The 16,373-nt window shown below is 58.2% G+C and carries 13 protein-coding genes and 1 pseudogene; 7 read left to right on the forward strand and 7 right to left on the reverse strand.

Annotated features, from left to right (window positions below):
• Positions 1-41 precede the first annotated feature (41 nt).
• Together rnpA and rpmH are read right to left on the reverse strand one after the other, a co-directional pair.
• Positions 42-149 (reverse strand): annotated as a pseudogene (gene rnpA / locus ACIOMR_RS29735) (ribonuclease P protein component); the annotation flags it as partial.
• 13 nt (positions 150-162) lie between these two features.
• Positions 163-297: a 50S ribosomal protein L34 gene (rpmH, locus tag ACIOMR_RS29740; protein ID WP_003213577.1), complete on the reverse strand. Its 135-nt coding sequence runs from the start codon at positions 295-297 to the stop codon at positions 163-165.
• Positions 298-882: 585 nt separating this feature from the next.
• Here rpmH and dnaA point away from each other — a divergent pair.
• The 4 genes from dnaA to gyrB are packed head-to-tail and all read left to right on the forward strand — an operon-like array spanning position 883 to position 7,098.
• Entirely contained in the window at positions 883-2,403 is a 1,521-nt protein-coding gene (gene dnaA / locus ACIOMR_RS29745) for a chromosomal replication initiator protein DnaA (RefSeq protein ID WP_032868695.1), read from the forward strand.
• A 39-nt stretch (positions 2,404-2,442) separates the two neighbouring features.
• Positions 2,443-3,546: a DNA polymerase III subunit beta gene (dnaN, locus tag ACIOMR_RS29750; protein ID WP_003213582.1), complete on the forward strand. Its 1,104-nt coding sequence runs from the start codon at positions 2,443-2,445 to the stop codon at positions 3,544-3,546.
• A 20-nt stretch (positions 3,547-3,566) separates the two neighbouring features.
• The gene (recF, locus tag ACIOMR_RS29755; RefSeq protein ID WP_003213585.1) at positions 3,567-4,670 is read left to right on the forward strand and encodes a DNA replication/repair protein RecF; all 1,104 of its coding nucleotides are present in this window, start codon (positions 3,567-3,569) and stop codon (positions 4,668-4,670) included.
• A gap of 4 nt (positions 4,671-4,674) precedes the next feature.
• Positions 4,675-7,098, forward strand: coding sequence for a DNA topoisomerase (ATP-hydrolyzing) subunit B (gyrB, locus tag ACIOMR_RS29760; protein ID WP_003213587.1), 2,424 nt, complete (start codon positions 4,675-4,677; stop codon positions 7,096-7,098).
• A gap of 93 nt (positions 7,099-7,191) precedes the next feature.
• Here the strand turns inward: gyrB and ACIOMR_RS29765 are convergent, their stop codons facing one another.
• A complete protein-coding gene (locus tag ACIOMR_RS29765) occupies positions 7,192-7,914 on the reverse strand; it encodes a response regulator transcription factor (RefSeq protein ID WP_178902936.1) in 723 nt (240 codons plus the stop codon).
• Positions 7,915-8,087: 173 nt separating this feature from the next.
• Here ACIOMR_RS29765 and ACIOMR_RS29770 point away from each other — a divergent pair, with 173 nt between their 5' ends.
• From ACIOMR_RS29770 to ACIOMR_RS29780, 3 genes are all read left to right on the forward strand, one after another.
• Positions 8,088-8,339 carry a hypothetical protein gene (locus tag ACIOMR_RS29770; RefSeq protein ID WP_003213590.1) on the forward strand — a complete coding sequence of 84 codons (252 nt, stop codon included), beginning with the start codon at positions 8,088-8,090 and terminating at the stop codon, positions 8,337-8,339.
• Between the two features lie 269 nt (positions 8,340-8,608).
• A complete protein-coding gene (locus ACIOMR_RS29775) occupies positions 8,609-9,604 on the forward strand; it encodes a FecR domain-containing protein (RefSeq protein ID WP_250884777.1) in 996 nt (331 codons plus the stop codon).
• Between the two features lie 18 nt (positions 9,605-9,622).
• Complete coding sequence (locus tag ACIOMR_RS29780) at positions 9,623-11,914, forward strand: CHASE2 domain-containing protein (protein WP_401197970.1); 2,292 nt, start codon at positions 9,623-9,625, stop codon at positions 11,912-11,914.
• A gap of 180 nt (positions 11,915-12,094) precedes the next feature.
• Here ACIOMR_RS29780 and ACIOMR_RS29785 read toward each other — a convergent pair whose 3' ends face one another.
• The 4 genes from ACIOMR_RS29785 to glyQ all read right to left on the reverse strand — a co-directional run.
• Positions 12,095-12,865: a lysophospholipid acyltransferase family protein gene (locus ACIOMR_RS29785; RefSeq protein ID WP_401197973.1), complete on the reverse strand. Its 771-nt coding sequence runs from the start codon at positions 12,863-12,865 to the stop codon at positions 12,095-12,097.
• Between the two features lie 84 nt (positions 12,866-12,949).
• Positions 12,950-13,486 (reverse strand): D-glycero-beta-D-manno-heptose 1,7-bisphosphate 7-phosphatase, encoded by a 537-nt coding sequence (gmhB, locus tag ACIOMR_RS29790; RefSeq protein WP_401197976.1) that lies wholly within the window; start codon positions 13,484-13,486, stop codon positions 12,950-12,952.
• Positions 13,487-13,488: 2 nt separating this feature from the next.
• Positions 13,489-15,543, reverse strand: a complete 2,055-nt coding sequence (glyS, locus tag ACIOMR_RS29795; RefSeq protein ID WP_003213599.1) for a glycine--tRNA ligase subunit beta — start codon at positions 15,541-15,543, stop codon at positions 13,489-13,491.
• A partial coding sequence (gene glyQ / locus ACIOMR_RS29800; RefSeq protein WP_401197979.1) for a glycine--tRNA ligase subunit alpha occupies positions 15,540-16,373 on the reverse strand: 834 nt, incomplete at its 5' end. The genes glyQ and glyS, both read right to left, overlap by 4 nt.

Raw genomic sequence — 16,373 nt, forward strand, 5'->3', positions numbered from 1 at the left:
AAACCAAAACACGGCATAACAAAAAATTAGAAAAGACAAAAGATCAGAACATTTTTCAACGGAACATAACCGGTGGGGGAGTCAAAGACTGCCTTGAAATGCCGGGGGGTTAGCAGACGCTTTTCCCGACTGAAGTCCTGACTCACCACCAGTACCGGATTATCAAACTGCCAGACGCGCACGACCTTTGGCGCGGCGACGCGAAAGGACAGCACGGCCGTTCTTGGTGGCCATGCGAGCACGGAAGCCGTGAGTACGGGCGCGTTTGATGGTGCTTGGTTGGAAAGTACGTTTCATGGCGTGTTACCTGGTTCGTCCACAACGGGCCGGAATGGCCCCCGTTTTAAGAGACCGGCGATTCTAGAGAAAGCAAGCCTCTAGGTCAATTTCCAACCAGCTTTTCCTTTAATTAGATATCTGGAGGCCTGCGGACCGAATCCGGGCGATTCGCCTTTCACGAGCAATGCCATAGATATAAAAATAAAGAAGGAAGTTATTTAAAGCTTTTCTGTAAAGCTTATAAAAGCTAGGCACCCCATCTTCTGTGGATAACTGCCTTGAGGCCATATTCTACGGGCTGTACAGAGAATGACAACACGGGGGAGAAACGGTGCTCTGCCTGTGCTGCGCTATCGGATAAGCTGTGTGTGGAATGGCTAGTTATCCACAGGCCAGTTACCCACAGACTTTCGACCCCACTTGTACAACGAGCTTAGGGGCGCTTATCCACAGAGCTTATGCACAGACCATTTGTCGCCTTTTTTACGGTTAAGGCATTGATTCTTGGCGCCCTGTGAGCAACCTACATGTGGATAAGTGGGCGGCTGGCCGCTACAATGGCGGCTGTTTTTGCCTCACCGGCTTTCAACTTAGGGGATATCCGTGTCAGTGGAACTTTGGCAGCAGTGCGTGGAGCTTTTGCGCGATGAGCTGCCTGCCCAGCAATTCAACACCTGGATCCGTCCGCTACAGGTCGAAGCCGAAGGCGACGAGTTGCGTGTCTACGCACCCAATCGTTTTGTTCTCGACTGGGTCAACGAGAAATACCTGAGCCGCGTTCTCGAATTGCTCGACGAACATGGCAACGGGCTTGCTCCGGTGCTCTCCTTATTAATAGGCAGCAAACGTAGCTCGGCACCTCGTGCTGCGCCGAATGCACCGTTGGCAGCCAGTGCCTCCCAGGCTCAGGCCGCTGCGGCACCTGTTAATAACTCGCCAGCCCCGGTCGCCCAGACGCCTTCGAAATCCTCGTCGCAGAAAAACGCGCCTATAAATGAAGAGCCGTCCCGCGACAGCTTTGACCCAATGGCCGGCGCCAGCTCACAACAGGCCCCGGTTCGTGCCGAACAGCGCACCGTCCAGGTAGAGGGTGCGCTCAAGCACACCAGCTATCTGAACCGCACGTTCACCTTTGAGAACTTTGTCGAAGGTAAATCCAACCAGCTGGCCCGCGCGGCTGCCTGGCAGGTCGCCGACAATCCCAAGCACGGTTACAACCCGCTCTTCCTTTATGGTGGCGTTGGCTTGGGTAAAACTCACTTGATGCACGCCGTGGGTAACCACCTATTAAAGAAGAACCCGAATGCCAAGGTCGTGTACCTGCATTCGGAGCGCTTCGTGGCCGATATGGTCAAGGCGTTGCAGCTCAACGCCATCAACGAGTTCAAGCGGTTCTACCGTTCCGTTGATGCCTTGCTGATCGATGACATTCAATTCTTCGCCCGCAAGGAACGTTCCCAGGAAGAGTTTTTCCACACGTTCAACGCGTTGCTCGAAGGTGGCCAGCAGGTCATCCTGACCAGTGACCGTTATCCGAAGGAAATCGAAGGCCTGGAAGAGCGCCTGAAGTCGCGCTTCGGCTGGGGCCTGACCGTAGCGGTAGAACCGCCGGAGCTTGAAACCCGCGTCGCGATCCTGATGAAAAAGGCCGACCAGGCCAAAGTCGACCTGCCGCACGACGCCGCGTTCTTTATCGCCCAGCGCATTCGCTCCAACGTGCGTGAACTGGAAGGCGCACTCAAGCGGGTCATCGCTCACTCGCACTTCATGGGTCGTGACATCACCATCGAGCTGATTCGCGAATCCCTGAAAGACCTGCTGGCGTTGCAAGACAAGCTGGTGAGTGTGGATAACATCCAGCGCACCGTGGCCGAGTATTACAAGATCAAGATTTCCGACCTGCTGTCCAAGCGCCGTTCGCGCTCGGTAGCACGTCCCCGCCAGGTAGCGATGGCGCTCTCCAAAGAGCTGACCAACCACAGCCTGCCGGAAATTGGTGATGTGTTTGGCGGTCGCGACCACACCACGGTCTTGCACGCGTGCCGCAAGATCAACGAACTTAAGGAATCCGACGCGGATATTCGCGAGGACTACAAGAACCTGCTGCGTACACTGACTACTTGATGAACACCAGCGCAGCTTATTAAGGCAAGGGACTAGACCATGCATTTCACCATTCAACGCGAAGCCCTGTTGAAACCCCTGCAACTGGTCGCAGGCGTCGTCGAGCGCCGACAGACCTTGCCGGTGCTTTCCAACGTATTGCTGGTTGTCGAAGGCCAGCAATTGTCCTTGACCGGTACCGACCTGGAAGTCGAGCTGGTCGGTCGCGTCCAGCTCGAAGAGCCCGCCGAACCCGGCGAGATCACCGTGCCGGCGCGCAAGCTGATGGACATCTGCAAAAGCCTGCCCAACGACGCGCTGATCGACATCAAGGTTGATGAGCAAAAGCTGGTGGTCAAGGCCGGTCGCAGCCGTTTCACCCTGTCGACCTTGCCGGCCAACGACTTCCCGACCGTGGAAGAAGGCCCAGGCTCGCTGACTTGCAGCCTGGAACAAAGCCGACTGCGCCGTTTGATCGAGCGCACCAGCTTCGCCATGGCCCAGCAGGACGTGCGTTATTACCTTAACGGCATGCTGCTGGAAGTCTCCGAAGGCATCATCCGCGCCGTAGCCACCGACGGTCACCGACTGGCCATGTGCTCGATGAAAGCCGATATCGGTCAGCCGGATCGCCACCAGGTGATCGTGCCGCGTAAAGGTATTCTGGAACTCGCGCGCCTGCTGACTGAGCCGGATGGCAATGTCAGTATCGTGCTGGGCCAGCACCACATCCGCGCGACCACTGGCGAGTTCACCTTCACTTCCAAGCTGGTTGACGGCAAGTTCCCGGATTACGAGCGCGTTCTGCCTAAAGGCGGCGACAAGCTGGTGATCGGTGATCGTCAGGCCCTGCGTGAAGCGTTCAGCCGTACCGCTATTCTTTCCAACGAGAAATACCGTGGTATCCGCCTGCAATTGGCCAACGGCCAACTGAAAATCCAGGCGAATAACCCTGAGCAGGAAGAAGCGGAAGAAGAAGTGGGCGTCGACTACAACGGCGGCAACCTGGAAATCGGCTTCAACGTCAGCTACCTGCTGGACGTGCTGGGCGTGATGACCACTGAACAGGTTCGCCTGATTCTGTCTGACTCCAACAGCAGCGCCCTGGTACAAGAATCCGACAACGATGACTCGGCTTACGTTGTCATGCCGATGCGCCTGTAATCATGTTCAGCAGAAGCTAGATGTCCCTCAGTCGCGTCTCGGTCACCGCGGTGCGCAATTTGCACCCGGTGACCTTCTCCCCCTCCCCCCGCATCAATATCCTCCACGGCGCCAACGGCAGTGGCAAAACCAGCGTGCTGGAAGCCATTCACCTGCTGGGGCTCGCTCGTTCCTTTCGCAGTGCCCGCTTGTTGCCGGTGATTCAGTACGAACAACTGGCGTGCACAGTATTTGGCCAAGTCGAATTGGCCGAAGGCGGTCATAGCAGCCTGGGGATTTCTCGTGATCGTCAGGGGGAGTTTCAAATCCGCATCGATGGGCAGAATGCTCGCAGTGCTGCGCAGTTGGCAGAAATCCTGCCACTGCAACTGATCAACCCGGACAGCTTCCGCTTGCTGGAAGGCGCGCCAAAAATTCGCAGGCAATTCCTCGATTGGGGAGTGTTCCACGTGGAACCGCGTTTCATGGCCACTTGGCAGCGCCTGCAGAAGGCCCTGCGGCAGCGGAACTCATGGCTGCGGCATGGTACACTTGACGCCGCTTCGCAAGCTGCTTGGGACCGGGAACTGTGCCTGGCCAGCGCTGAAATAGATGAATACCGCCGCGCCTATATCAAAGCCTTGAAACCAGTCTTTGAGCAGACCTTGAGCGAGTTACTTGAACTCGAGGGGCTGACGTTGAGCTACTACCGTGGTTGGGACAAAGACCGGGAACTGAGTGCAGTGCTCGCGACGTCCTTGCAACGGGATCAGCAAATTGGTCACACCCAGGCCGGACCACAACGGGCTGATTTGCGCCTTAGATTGGGCGCACATAATGCTGCGGATATCTTGTCCCGCGGTCAGCAGAAGTTGGTGGTCTGCGCTTTGCGTATCGCCCAGGGGCATCTGGTTAGCCAGGCCCGGCGCGGGCAATGTATTTATCTGGTGGATGACTTGCCGTCCGAACTGGACGAGCAGCACCGCCGCGCGTTATGCCGCTTGTTGGAAGACTTACGCTGCCAGGTGTTTATCACCTGTGTAGACCACGAATTATTGAGGGAAGGCTGGCAGACGGAAACGCCAGTCGCTTTGTTCCACGTGGAACAAGGCCGTATCACCCAGACCCACGACCATCGGGAGTGAAGGCATGAGCGAAGAAAATACGAATACGTACGACTCGACCAGCATTAAAGTGCTTAAAGGTTTGGATGCCGTACGCAAACGTCCCGGTATGTACATCGGTGATACCGATGATGGCAGCGGTCTGCACCACATGGTGTTCGAGGTGGTCGATAACTCGATCGACGAAGCTTTGGCCGGTCACTGCGACGACATCAGCATCATCATCCACCCGGACGAATCCATCACCGTACGCGACAACGGTCGCGGCATTCCGGTAGATGTGCATAAAGAAGAAGGCGTTTCGGCGGCAGAGGTCATCATGACCGTGCTCCACGCCGGCGGTAAGTTCGACGATAACTCCTATAAAGTATCCGGCGGTTTGCACGGTGTAGGTGTTTCGGTAGTAAACGCCCTTTCCGAAGAGCTGATCCTGACTGTACGTCGTAGCGGCAAGATCTGGGAACAGACTTACGTTCATGGTGTTCCACAGGAACCGATGAAAATCGTCGGTGACAGCGAAAGCACTGGTACGCAGATTCACTTCAAGCCTTCGGCTGAAACCTTCAAGAACATCCACTTCAGCTGGGACATTCTGGCCAAGCGGATTCGTGAACTGTCTTTCCTGAACTCCGGTGTGGGTATCGTCCTCAAGGACGAACGCAGCGGCAAGGAAGAGCTGTTCAAGTACGAAGGCGGCCTGCGTGCGTTCGTTGAATACCTGAACACCAACAAGACCGCGGTCAATCAGGTGTTCCACTTCAACATCCAGCGTGAAGACGGCATCGGCGTAGAAATCGCCCTGCAGTGGAACGACAGCTTCAACGAGAACCTGTTGTGCTTCACCAACAACATTCCTCAGCGCGATGGCGGTACTCACCTGGTGGGTTTCCGTTCTGCACTGACGCGTAACCTGAACACCTACATCGAAGCGGAAGGCCTGGCGAAGAAACACAAAGTCGCCACCACCGGTGACGATGCCCGCGAAGGCCTGACCGCCATTATCTCGGTCAAGGTTCCGGATCCGAAGTTCAGCTCCCAGACCAAAGACAAGCTGGTGTCCTCCGAAGTGAAGACAGCGGTCGAACAGGAAATGGGCAAGTACTTCTCCGACTTCCTGCTGGAAAACCCGAACGAAGCCAAGCTGGTTGTCGGCAAGATGATCGACGCAGCACGGGCTCGTGAAGCGGCGCGTAAAGCCCGTGAGATGACCCGTCGTAAAGGTGCGCTGGATATCGCCGGCCTGCCGGGCAAACTGGCTGACTGCCAGGAGAAAGACCCTGCCCTCTCCGAACTGTACCTGGTGGAAGGTGACTCTGCTGGCGGTTCCGCCAAGCAGGGTCGCAACCGTCGCACCCAGGCCATCCTGCCGTTGAAGGGTAAGATCCTCAACGTCGAGAAGGCGCGTTTCGACAAGATGATTTCCTCGCAGGAAGTCGGCACCTTGATCACCGCCCTGGGCTGTGGCATCGGCCGCGATGAGTACAACATCGACAAGCTGCGCTATCACAACATCATCATCATGACCGATGCTGACGTTGACGGTTCGCACATCCGCACCCTGCTGCTGACGTTCTTCTTCCGTCAGTTGCCGGAGTTGATCGAGCGTGGCTACATCTACATCGCCCAGCCACCGTTGTACAAAGTGAAAAAAGGCAAGCAAGAGCAATACATCAAAGACGACGACGCCATGGAAGAGTACATGACGCAGTCGGCCCTGGAAGATGCGAGCCTGCACTTGAACGACGAAGCCCCGGGCATCTCCGGTGAAGCGTTGGAGCGCCTGGTAAACGACTTCCGCATGGTGATGAAGACCCTCAAGCGTTTGTCGCGCCTGTACCCTCAGGAGCTGACCGAGCACTTCATCTACCTGCCATCCGTCAGCCTGGAACAGTTGGGTGATCATGCTCACATGCAGGCTTGGTTGGCCCAGTACGAAGTCCGCCTGCGTACCGTTGAAAAATCCGGCCTGGTCTACAAAGCCAGCCTGCGTGAAGACCGTGAACGTAACGTCTGGCTGCCAGAGGTCGAACTGATTTCCCACGGCCTGTCGAACTACGTCACCTTCAACCGCGACTTCTTCGGCAGCAACGACTACAAGACGGTTGTTACCCTCGGCGCGCAACTGAGCACCCTGCTGGACGACGGTGCTTACATTCAGCGTGGCGAGCGCAAGAAAGCGGTCAAAGAGTTCAAGGAAGCCCTGGACTGGTTGATGGCGGAAAGCACCAAGCGCCATACCATTCAGCGATACAAAGGTCTGGGCGAAATGAACCCGGATCAGCTGTGGGAAACCACCATGGACCCAGCCCAGCGTCGCATGCTGCGCGTGACCATCGAAGACGCCATTGGCGCGGACCAGATCTTCAACACCCTGATGGGTGATGCGGTCGAGCCTCGTCGTGACTTCATCGAGAGCAATGCCCTGGCGGTTTCCAACCTGGACTTCTGATCAGGTTGCAGCAAAAAAAAAGGCCAACGCTTAGCGTTGGCCTTTTTTATGGGCTGGATATGAGCATTTTATAAATGCTCCACGTGGAACATCTCAGTCCTCGGAAGCCGCCGTCACACTCTCCAACCGATATCCGTACCCATAGATCGTCAGCAACTGCCAACCCCGATCCGCCGTCAGCCCGAGCTTATTCCGCAGCCGATAAATATGCGTATCCAGCGGCCGCGACGACACCATCTCCTCATGGGTCCAGAACCGTTCATACAGGTACTCTCGAGACAGCGGCCGCGCCAGGTTCTCAAACAGGCACCGCGCCAGGCGGTATTCGCGCTCCGTCAGGCTGATGGGTTTTCCCGCCCTGCTCACCGTGAGTTCAGCATCATCAAAGGTCAGGTCATTGAAGGTATGCACCTCACTGGCTGCAGACTTCTGCAACCCGTGGCGACGCAGAACGGCATTCACCCGAGCCTTAAGCTCATTGGGACGAAACGGCTTGCTGACGTAATCATCGGCACCACTGTTCAGCGCCTGGACGATATCGCTCTCGGCATCGCGGCTGGTAAGCATGATGGCGGCTGGCGGCGCTTCCATGTGCTCGCGGGTCCAGCGCAGCAATGCCAGGCCACTGAGGTCGGGCAGTTGCCAGTCAAGGATCAGCAAGTCGAAGGTCTCGCGGCGCAGTTGTCGCAGCAGGTCTTCTCCACGCTCGAAGCAGTGCAGGGCCCATGGCTGATCCGCAGCGCTGGGGATTTGTCGCAGTGTCTGTTCCACCCGCCGCAGTTCAGCAGGTTCGTCATCCAGTATTGCGACACGCATGGCAGGGTCCTTTCTTATTGAAGAATGCGGGCATCGAATCTGAACAATTATGGCCAGATTCTCAGGCCCTCTGAATCTCTCGGTACGCTGATATCAAATGGCCGCAAGCCATTGGAAATCGTCAACACCCAAGCTGGGAAGATACCGGCTCGAGACCTTCAGGAAAAGGATCAATGGCAATCTGGTTTTATGCTGTTTCGAGACGTATGGCCGTTCTGGGGAAGGTTGATGTATGGGGAAGACTGGTATTGGTGGTGATGGTTGCTACGCTGGGCACGGAAACGGTCGGGGCCAATAAGCCGGCGATACCTATGCCGTTCGAGGAACGGCAGACTTTGAGTGAGCCCGGCAATGGCATGGGCTTCGCCCGTTCACCGTTTCAGCAACTCAGCGAACAGCAGCAGACCCAACGTTGGGTATTTTAAGTACCCGCAAATCTGAACAAATGTTGCGAATCGGTCCGATGCACCTATGTTGTAGGTAAATTCGCTCTCGCTGGATGACACACGGATTGGAGCGACGGAAGTGCTCCGACACAGGGACGTGTCATCTTCTGCAATGGATCTCACGCTCCCAGATATTTCGGCTATCGACTGGATACCTCATCGAGTATCGTAGACGGTACTCAAGGTCTTCCCGCTGCAAGACGCTGCCTGAAAGTGCTTTCTGATGACCCATTAGAACTAGAATCTTGATGAGCGCCATGACCTTTTTCCCTTGCCGATTCCGCTCTGCCGCTTCTACGCTGTTGAGTTCGGGCCTGATCGTTACGCTTGGCGTAGTGAGTCTTCCGGCCTTGGCACGCCCTGCCCCTCCCCGTGCACCCTATATCGACGACAACCGGATGTGCCGCGCGCAACCGCTTCCGGCAGTGGTGCAGCACCTCACGGGTGAAGCCTGGAAACTGGATGCCAAGGGTGTGTCCACGGCCCTGGAAGAAGGCATGTTCATCGATGAACAAGAAAGCGTAAAAACTTCATCGGGCGCATTTGTCAGCCTGTTGCTGGGGGACGGCTCGCGGATTGTCTTGCCCTCCAGCTCCCAGGTCCGACTGCATCTGGTCGAGGAGCAATCCATTCCCCAGGTGATTCTTGAAGAAGGTCAGGTCGAGGCTTACGTGATCAAGCGTGCCAGCGACTATGACCGTTTCCAGATCATGACCCCGGTGGGCGTTCTAGGGGTACGCGGCACGCATTTCCGTGTGCGTAACGATGGCGAACAATCGCTGGTGGAAGTACTCAACGGGCAAGTGGCGGTCAATCGTGATGACGCTCCACCGAGCCCGCGCCCTATCAAGAAGAAGCCCATTACCGGTCCAGTCTCTGGTGAAGTAAAGGTTGGTGCGCGGCAGGGCCTGGCCTTCAAGAAACAAGGCGAACTCAAACCCGTGGAACTGCTTGATGCGCCACGGTTGGTCGGCCAGGACGGCCAAAAGGGCGATGCGCCTGTCTGGACCCTGTTCCTGCGGCCATTGGCCGGGGCCCAGCGCTACCGGGCCCAGGTCGCGACCGATAAGGAGTTTCTGAACATCAAGCAGGAAAACTTCTCCGACAAGCCGCAAATGCGCTTCACTGGGCTGAAAGCATCGTTCTATCACGTTCGCTTGTCGGCATATGATGAACACGGGCTTGAGGGAGAAACCGGGGTTTATGACATTTTCTATTACCCACCCGCGAACCGCGTGCAGTAGTGCCCTGGACGCGAGCCGGTGAGGCTGTGGCACAGGGCTGAAAAGCGCCAACCGACTCAGGCTCAGCGGCTGTTCAATGGCCTGGTGCGCGAATGGCTGTGGGTCAGCCTGTTGCTATTACCCATCACGGCCTTCCTGTCCCTGAGCCCTGGCCTGGCCCTCAATAACCTGCTGTATGACAGCCTCCGCCGGCTGGCGCCTTTATCGGTGGATCCACGCATCCTGCTGGTAACGATCGACGACCGAAGCCTGAAGGAGCTCGGCCAATGGCCGTGGTCCCGACGTGTGCATGCCGACCTGCTTGATCGGCTGAGCGCCGCCAAGCCTGCCGGCATCCTGTTTGATGTGATCTTCAGCGAGCCCGCCCGGGAGCCAGCCAATGACCTGCGCCTGGCCGAGGCTATGTGCAGCGCTGGCAACGTCCTGTTGCCTTTGATTCGTGAAGGTTCGCCACGCTACGGCCAGCCTGTGGCGCAAATCCTGCCCGTGTTGCCCTTGCGTGATTGCGCCCGTAGCGTCGGCCATATCAACGTGGAAGCGGACAGCGACGGCATCGTTCGAAGCCTGTATTTGCGTGAAGGTCCACCCGGTAATTTGACACCGCAGTTAGCCTGGCTGGCGTTTGAACTGAGCGGCCAGCCATCCGGAATGCCGGGCGCACCTGGTCCGTCGGAAAGCTCCAGCTGGCAGCGGGAAAATGCCATTCGAATTCCTTTTATTGCCAGTCATGCCGGCTTTCCCAGCGTGCCGTATATCAGTGTCTTGCGCGGGGAGGTGCCATCCGAGTTGCTGCGCGACCGCTTGATCCTGATTGGCGCTACGGCACCGGGCATGGGCGACCGTTATGTCACGCCGCTTTCGGCCAGTGTCGGCACCACCCCGGGCGTGGAGATCCAGGCAAATATTCTCAATGGCTTGCTGCAAGGGCGCAGTATTGTCGATCTGCCCGTGTGGATGGCGACGCTACTGGCCACCGCGATGGTCGCGGTGCTGTTGGGCCTTCTGCTGTTTCGCCCGCGTTATGCACTGTGGCTGACCCTCGGTTGCATGGTGGCTGCGCTTCTGGGTTCATGGGGCCTGTTGCGCCTGGGCCATTGGTGGTCGCCGGCAGCAAGTCTGATTGGCATGCTGCTCAGCTACCTGATCTGGAACTGGCGGCGCCTGAGCGTGATCCTGGCCTACTTCGGCTGGGAACTGGCACGCCTGGACAACGAACCCAAAGTGCTCCCGGAGCGCCGTCGAGCGCCCGCCAGCCAGGGTGATGTATTGCAGGGACGAATCTTCGCCCTCGAACAAGCGGTCAGCCGTACCCGGGACACTCGTCGCTTCATGGCCGATGGGCTGGAATGTTTGCCTGTAGCAACCTTGATTACCGATCCCAAGGGCAACGTCCTGCTGGCCAATCGAATTGCCCGCGATGTGTTCGGCAATGAACTGGTGGCCGAAAACCTCTTGGATCAACTCGCCGCATTAGGTTATCCACCGCTGCAGGACGGTGTTCGCCCTGCCCTGTCGACGCTGGAGATTGTCGAGTTCCGCGACACCCTTGACCGCAGCCTGCGCCTCGACCTGGCTCCGCTGCTGCCCGCAGACGGTGACGTGGCCCTGGGCTGGCTGCTGAGCCTCACAGACCTGAGCATTGAGCGTGATGCCCAGCAGCAACGGGAGACCCTGTTGCGCTTTCTGTCCCATGACTTGCGTGCGCCGCATTCGGCGATCCTGGCCCTGTTGGATGTTCAGGACACCGCCGCGCCGATATTTGCGCAGATCGAACAACAAGTCCGCCGTGCCCTGAACCTGACCGAATCATTCGTGCAGTTGGCGAAAGCCGAATCCGATGGCTACCAATTCCAGCCCAGCCTGTTCGCCATGTTGGTGCTCGACGCATTTGATCAAGTCGCAGTGCACGCCCAGTTGAAAGGCATTCGCCTGGTCCATCACCTGGATGAAGACGGCGAAGAAATGGTGTGGGCAGACCAATCGCTGCTGACCCGAGCCTTGTTCAACCTGTTGGAAAATGCGGTGAAATACAGCCCATCGGGCACCACCGTTACGTTAAGCCTGACCCGCCATGAAGACGCTTTGGAGTGCCGTATCAGCGACCAGGGGCGAGGAATCTCCCCGCAGGATTTGCCCGAACTCTTCGCTCAATACCGGCGCTTCGCCTCGGCTCAGGGCAGTGAAGGATTGGGGTTGGGGCTGACCATGGTCAAGGCCGTCGTGGATCGCCACGGTGGGAGAATTCGCTGCGAAAGCGAGGTGGATAAAGGTACGACCTTCATGCTTCAGCTGCCATTGTGGCGAGACTGAATCGCGGCTTTTCACCTGTGCATAAAAAACCGGTCTCAAGGACCGGTTTTTTAATGCGGGAAAAACTTATGCACCTTTTCCGCTGTTTTATGAGCTTGGGAAATATGTAAGTAAATCAGCAGCCTATAAGCTAAAAAGCGCAATTCGCCAACAAACCGTACACAGGTTATCCACAGAAACTCAAATCACCGGCGTGTCGACCACAACCGGCTCCGGCGGCAACGAACCCATGGCCCGTTGTTGCGCTTCATTCCATGCCTGGGCACGGTCGTTCAGCGCTGCAATGGCACGTGGGCCTTCGCCCTCGGCATACATGGGCTCGCCAATGATTACAGTGATGGTGCCTTGACGCTTGGCCCAGCCGGTCTTTGGCCAGAACTTGCCGGCGTTGTGGGCAATCGGCAGCACCGGCAGCCCGGCGTTCACCGCCAGGGCCGTACCGCCACGTGAGAACTTGCCCACAGTGCCGTAGGGCACGCGTGTGCCTTCAGGGAAGATCAGCACCCAAACCCCATCCTTCAACAGCTCATCGCCCTTCTTGGCCACATGCTTGAGTGCGGCCTTGGGGTTGTCGCGGTCGATGGCGATCGGTCGCAGCATGGCCATGGCCCAGCCGAAGAATGGCACGTACAGCAGCTCACGCTTGAGCACCTGGCTCAGGGGCGAGAAATACGCAGACAGGAAAAAGGTTTCCCAGGTGCTCTGGTGGTTCGACAGAATCACACAAGGCTGGTCCGGGACGTTTTCGGCGCCCCTGATCTCGAAACGAATGTTCAGGAACACCTTGGTCAACCACAGCGCGCAGTTGCACCAAAAGACGTTGATGAAACGATAGCGCGCCTTGAACGGCAGGAAAGGCGCGATAAAAAAGCTCAGGGTGCACCAGAGAAAAGAGCTGGTGCCCAACAGCAGGTAAAAGAAGAAGGTTCTGATGGCCTGCAAAATCGACATGGCGGCATTTACCGTTGCGGGACAACGCCCGCCTGTTAAAAGCGCGCTCCCGAACAGTCCTTGGTCAGGAAGTCAGAAGGGCTGCTAGTTGTTGATAAGTTCTGCGGCAACCGCCGCCAGATCGTCAAAAATCAAAGTACCTACCGGCAGGGTTTTAGCCTGGGTCTTTTCGCCTTTCCCGGTTTTTACCAAAACTGGCTGAGAGTCGACGGCTTTGGCGGCTTCCAGGTCACCGAGGCTGTCCCCGACAAACCATAGCCCAGCCAACGGCACGTTGTAATGTTCAGCAATAGTTTTAAGCATACCCGGTTTGGGCTTGCGGCAATCGCAGCCTTCATCCGGGCCGTGCGGGCAATACACCAGCAGCCCTACTTCACCGCCCTGCTCGGCCACCAGCGTGCGCAGGCGCGCGTGCATGGCGTCGAGGGTGGCGATGTCGTAGTAGCCGCGGGCGATGCCGGACTGGTTGGTGGCGATGGCCACCGTCCAGCCCGCTTTGCTCAACTGCGCGATGGCCTCGATCGAGCCGGGCAGTGGAATCCATTCCGCCACCGATTTGATGTAAGCGTCGGAGTCGTAATTGATCACTCCGTCCCGATCGAGAATCAGCAGTTTCAACATGGTCAGCTCAGTACGGAAATGTCAGCGATATTGATGAACAGGCCGCGCAGGCGCGCCAGCATGGCGTAGCGGTTTTTCCGCACGCCCGCGTCTTCGGCATTGATCATCACCGCTTCGAAGAACGCATCCACCGGCTCACGCAAGGTGGCCAGGCGCGCCAAGGCTTCGGCGTAGTTGCGTTCGGCGATCAGCGGCTTCACTGCATTTTCTGCCTTGGCGATGGCCGAGTTCAGCGAGAACTCCTTGGCATCGGCAAACAGGCCCGGGTCGACTTCGGCATTGCCGAGGTTGTCGGCCTTGCTCAGCAGGTTCGACACACGCTTGTTCACGGCGGCCAGGGCACCGGCTTCCGGCAGCTTGCGGAAGGCCTGTACGGCCTGCACACGCTGGTCGAAGTCCAGCGCCGAACCTGGTTGCAGGGCACGTACCGACAGGTACACCGAAACGTCCACGCCTTCGTCTTCGTAACGCGCACGCAGACGGTCGAACACGAACTCCAGCACTTGCTCGGCGAGGCCCGCTTGCTTGACCTTGGCACCGAACTGGCCAACCGCAAACACCACGGCCTGGGTCAGGTCGAGGTCGAGCTTCTTGTCGATCAGGATCCGCAGCACGCCCAGGGCCGCACGGCGCAGCGCATACGGGTCTTTGCTGCCGGTAGGCAACATGCCGATACCGAAGATACCGACGAGGGTATCCAGCTTGTCAGCGATGGCCACGGCCGCACCGGTGAGGGTGGTCGGCAACTCGGCGCCAGCACCGCGTGGCATGTACTGCTCGTTCAGCGCGAGGGCGACGTCTTGCGGCTCGCCATCATTCAGAGCGTAGTAGTAACCGGCAACACCTTGCATCTCCGGGAACTCGCCGACCATCTCGGTGGCCAGGTCGCACTTGGACAGCAGGCCGGCACGCGCAGCCCAGGCAGCATCGCCACCAATGCGTGGCGCGATGTAGGCCGCCAGCTTGGAAACCCGTACGGCCTTGTCGTAGACGCTGCCGAGTTTTTCCTGGAACACCACGTTCTGCAGGCGCAGGTTGAAGTCTTCGAGCTTCTGCTTCTTGTCTTGCTTGAAGAAGAACTCGGCGTCAGTCAGGCGCGGGCGAACGACTTTTTCGTTACCGGCGATGATCTGCTGCGGGTCCTTGCTTTCGATGTTGGCCACGGTGATGAAGCGCGGCAGCAGCTTGCCGTCGACGTCCAGCAGGCAGAAATACTTCTGGTTGTCCTGCATGGTGGTGATCAGCGCTTCCTGCGGCACGTCGAGGAAACGCTCCTCGAACGAGCACACCAGCGGCACTGGCCATTCAACCAAAGCGGTCACTTCGTCCAGCAGGCTTGGCGGCACGATGGCGGTGCCTTCCTGCAGGCGGGCCAGCTCTTCGGTACGCTTGCTGATCAGCTCGCGGCGCTCATTGGCATCCGCCAGCACATAGGCTGCACGCAGGTCATTGAGGTAGTTGGCGGGCGCGGTGATTCGCACGGCTTCAGGATGGTGGAAGCGGTGGCCACGTGAATCACGGCCGGCCTTCTGGGCGAGGATGGTGCAGTCGATGACCTGGTCACCGAGCAGCATCACCAGCCATTGGGTCGGGCGCACGAACTCTTCCTTGCGGGCACCCCAGCGCATGCGCTTGGGAATCGGCAGGTCGTTCAGCGAGTCTTCAACGATGGTCGGCAACAGGCTGGCGGTCGGCTTGCCGGTGATGACCTGGCTGAAACGCAGCTTCGGGCCACTCTGGTCGATTTCGCTCAGCTCGACGCCACACTTCTTGGCAAAACCAAGGGCGGCTTGAGTCGGGTTGCCTTCAGCATCGAAGGCGGCCTGGCGTGGCGGGCCGTCGAGGTTGATGCTGCGGTCCGGCTGCTGGGTTTCCAGTGCGGTGAGCAACACAGCCAGTCGGCGCGGCGCGGCGTAGACTTTTTTTGCGGCGAACTTCAGGCCAGCGGTTTGCAGGCCTTTTTCGATACCGGCCAGGAATGCGTCGGCCAGGGTATTCAGTGCCTTGGGTGGCAGCTCTTCGGTGCCCAGTTCAACCAGGAAATCTTGAGCACTCATTGTGCAGCCTCCAGCTTAGCCAACACTTCATCACGCAGGTCCGGGGTGGCCATCGGGAAGCCCAGCTTGGCGCGAGCCAACAGGTAGGCTTGGGCGACGGAACGCGCCAGGGTGCGTACACGCAGGATGTATTGCTGGCGCGCAGTTACCGAGATGGCACGACGGGCGTCCAGCAGGTTGAAGGTGTGGGATGCCTTCAGAACCATTTCATAGCTTGGCAACGGCAGCGGCTGATCCAGTTCGATCAGGCGCTTGGCTTCGCTTTCATAGAAGTCGAACAGTTCGAACAGCTTCTCGACGTTCGCGTGTTCGAAGTTGTAGGTCGACTGCTCCACTTCGTTCTGGTGGAACACGTCGCCGTAGGTCACCTTGCCGAACGGGCCGTCAGCCCACACCAGGTCGTAGACCGAGTCCACGCCTTGCAGGTACATGGCCAGGCGCTCGAGACCGTAGGTGATCTCGCCGGTCACCGGGTAGCACTCGATGCCGCCGGCTTGCTGGAAGTAAGTGAACTGCGTCACTTCCATGCCGTTGAGCCAGACTTCCCAGCCCAGGCCCCAGGCGCCCAGGGTTGGCGATTCCCAGTTGTCTTCGACGAAACGGATGTCGTGGACCAGCGGGTCCAGGCCGACATGTTTCAACGAGCCCAGGTACAGCTCCTGGAAGTTGTCCGGGTTTGGCTTCAGAACCACCTGGAACTGGTAGTAGTGCTGCAGGCGGTTCGGGTTTTCGCCGTAGCGGCCGTCAGTCGGGCGACGACTGGGCTGCACATAAGCGGCGTTCCAGGTTTCCGGGCCGATGGCCCGCAGGAAGGTAGCGGTGTGGATTGT

This window comes from Pseudomonas sp. NPDC087814 (assembly GCF_044742865.1).
Taxonomy (GTDB): domain Bacteria; phylum Pseudomonadota; class Gammaproteobacteria; order Pseudomonadales; family Pseudomonadaceae; genus Aquipseudomonas.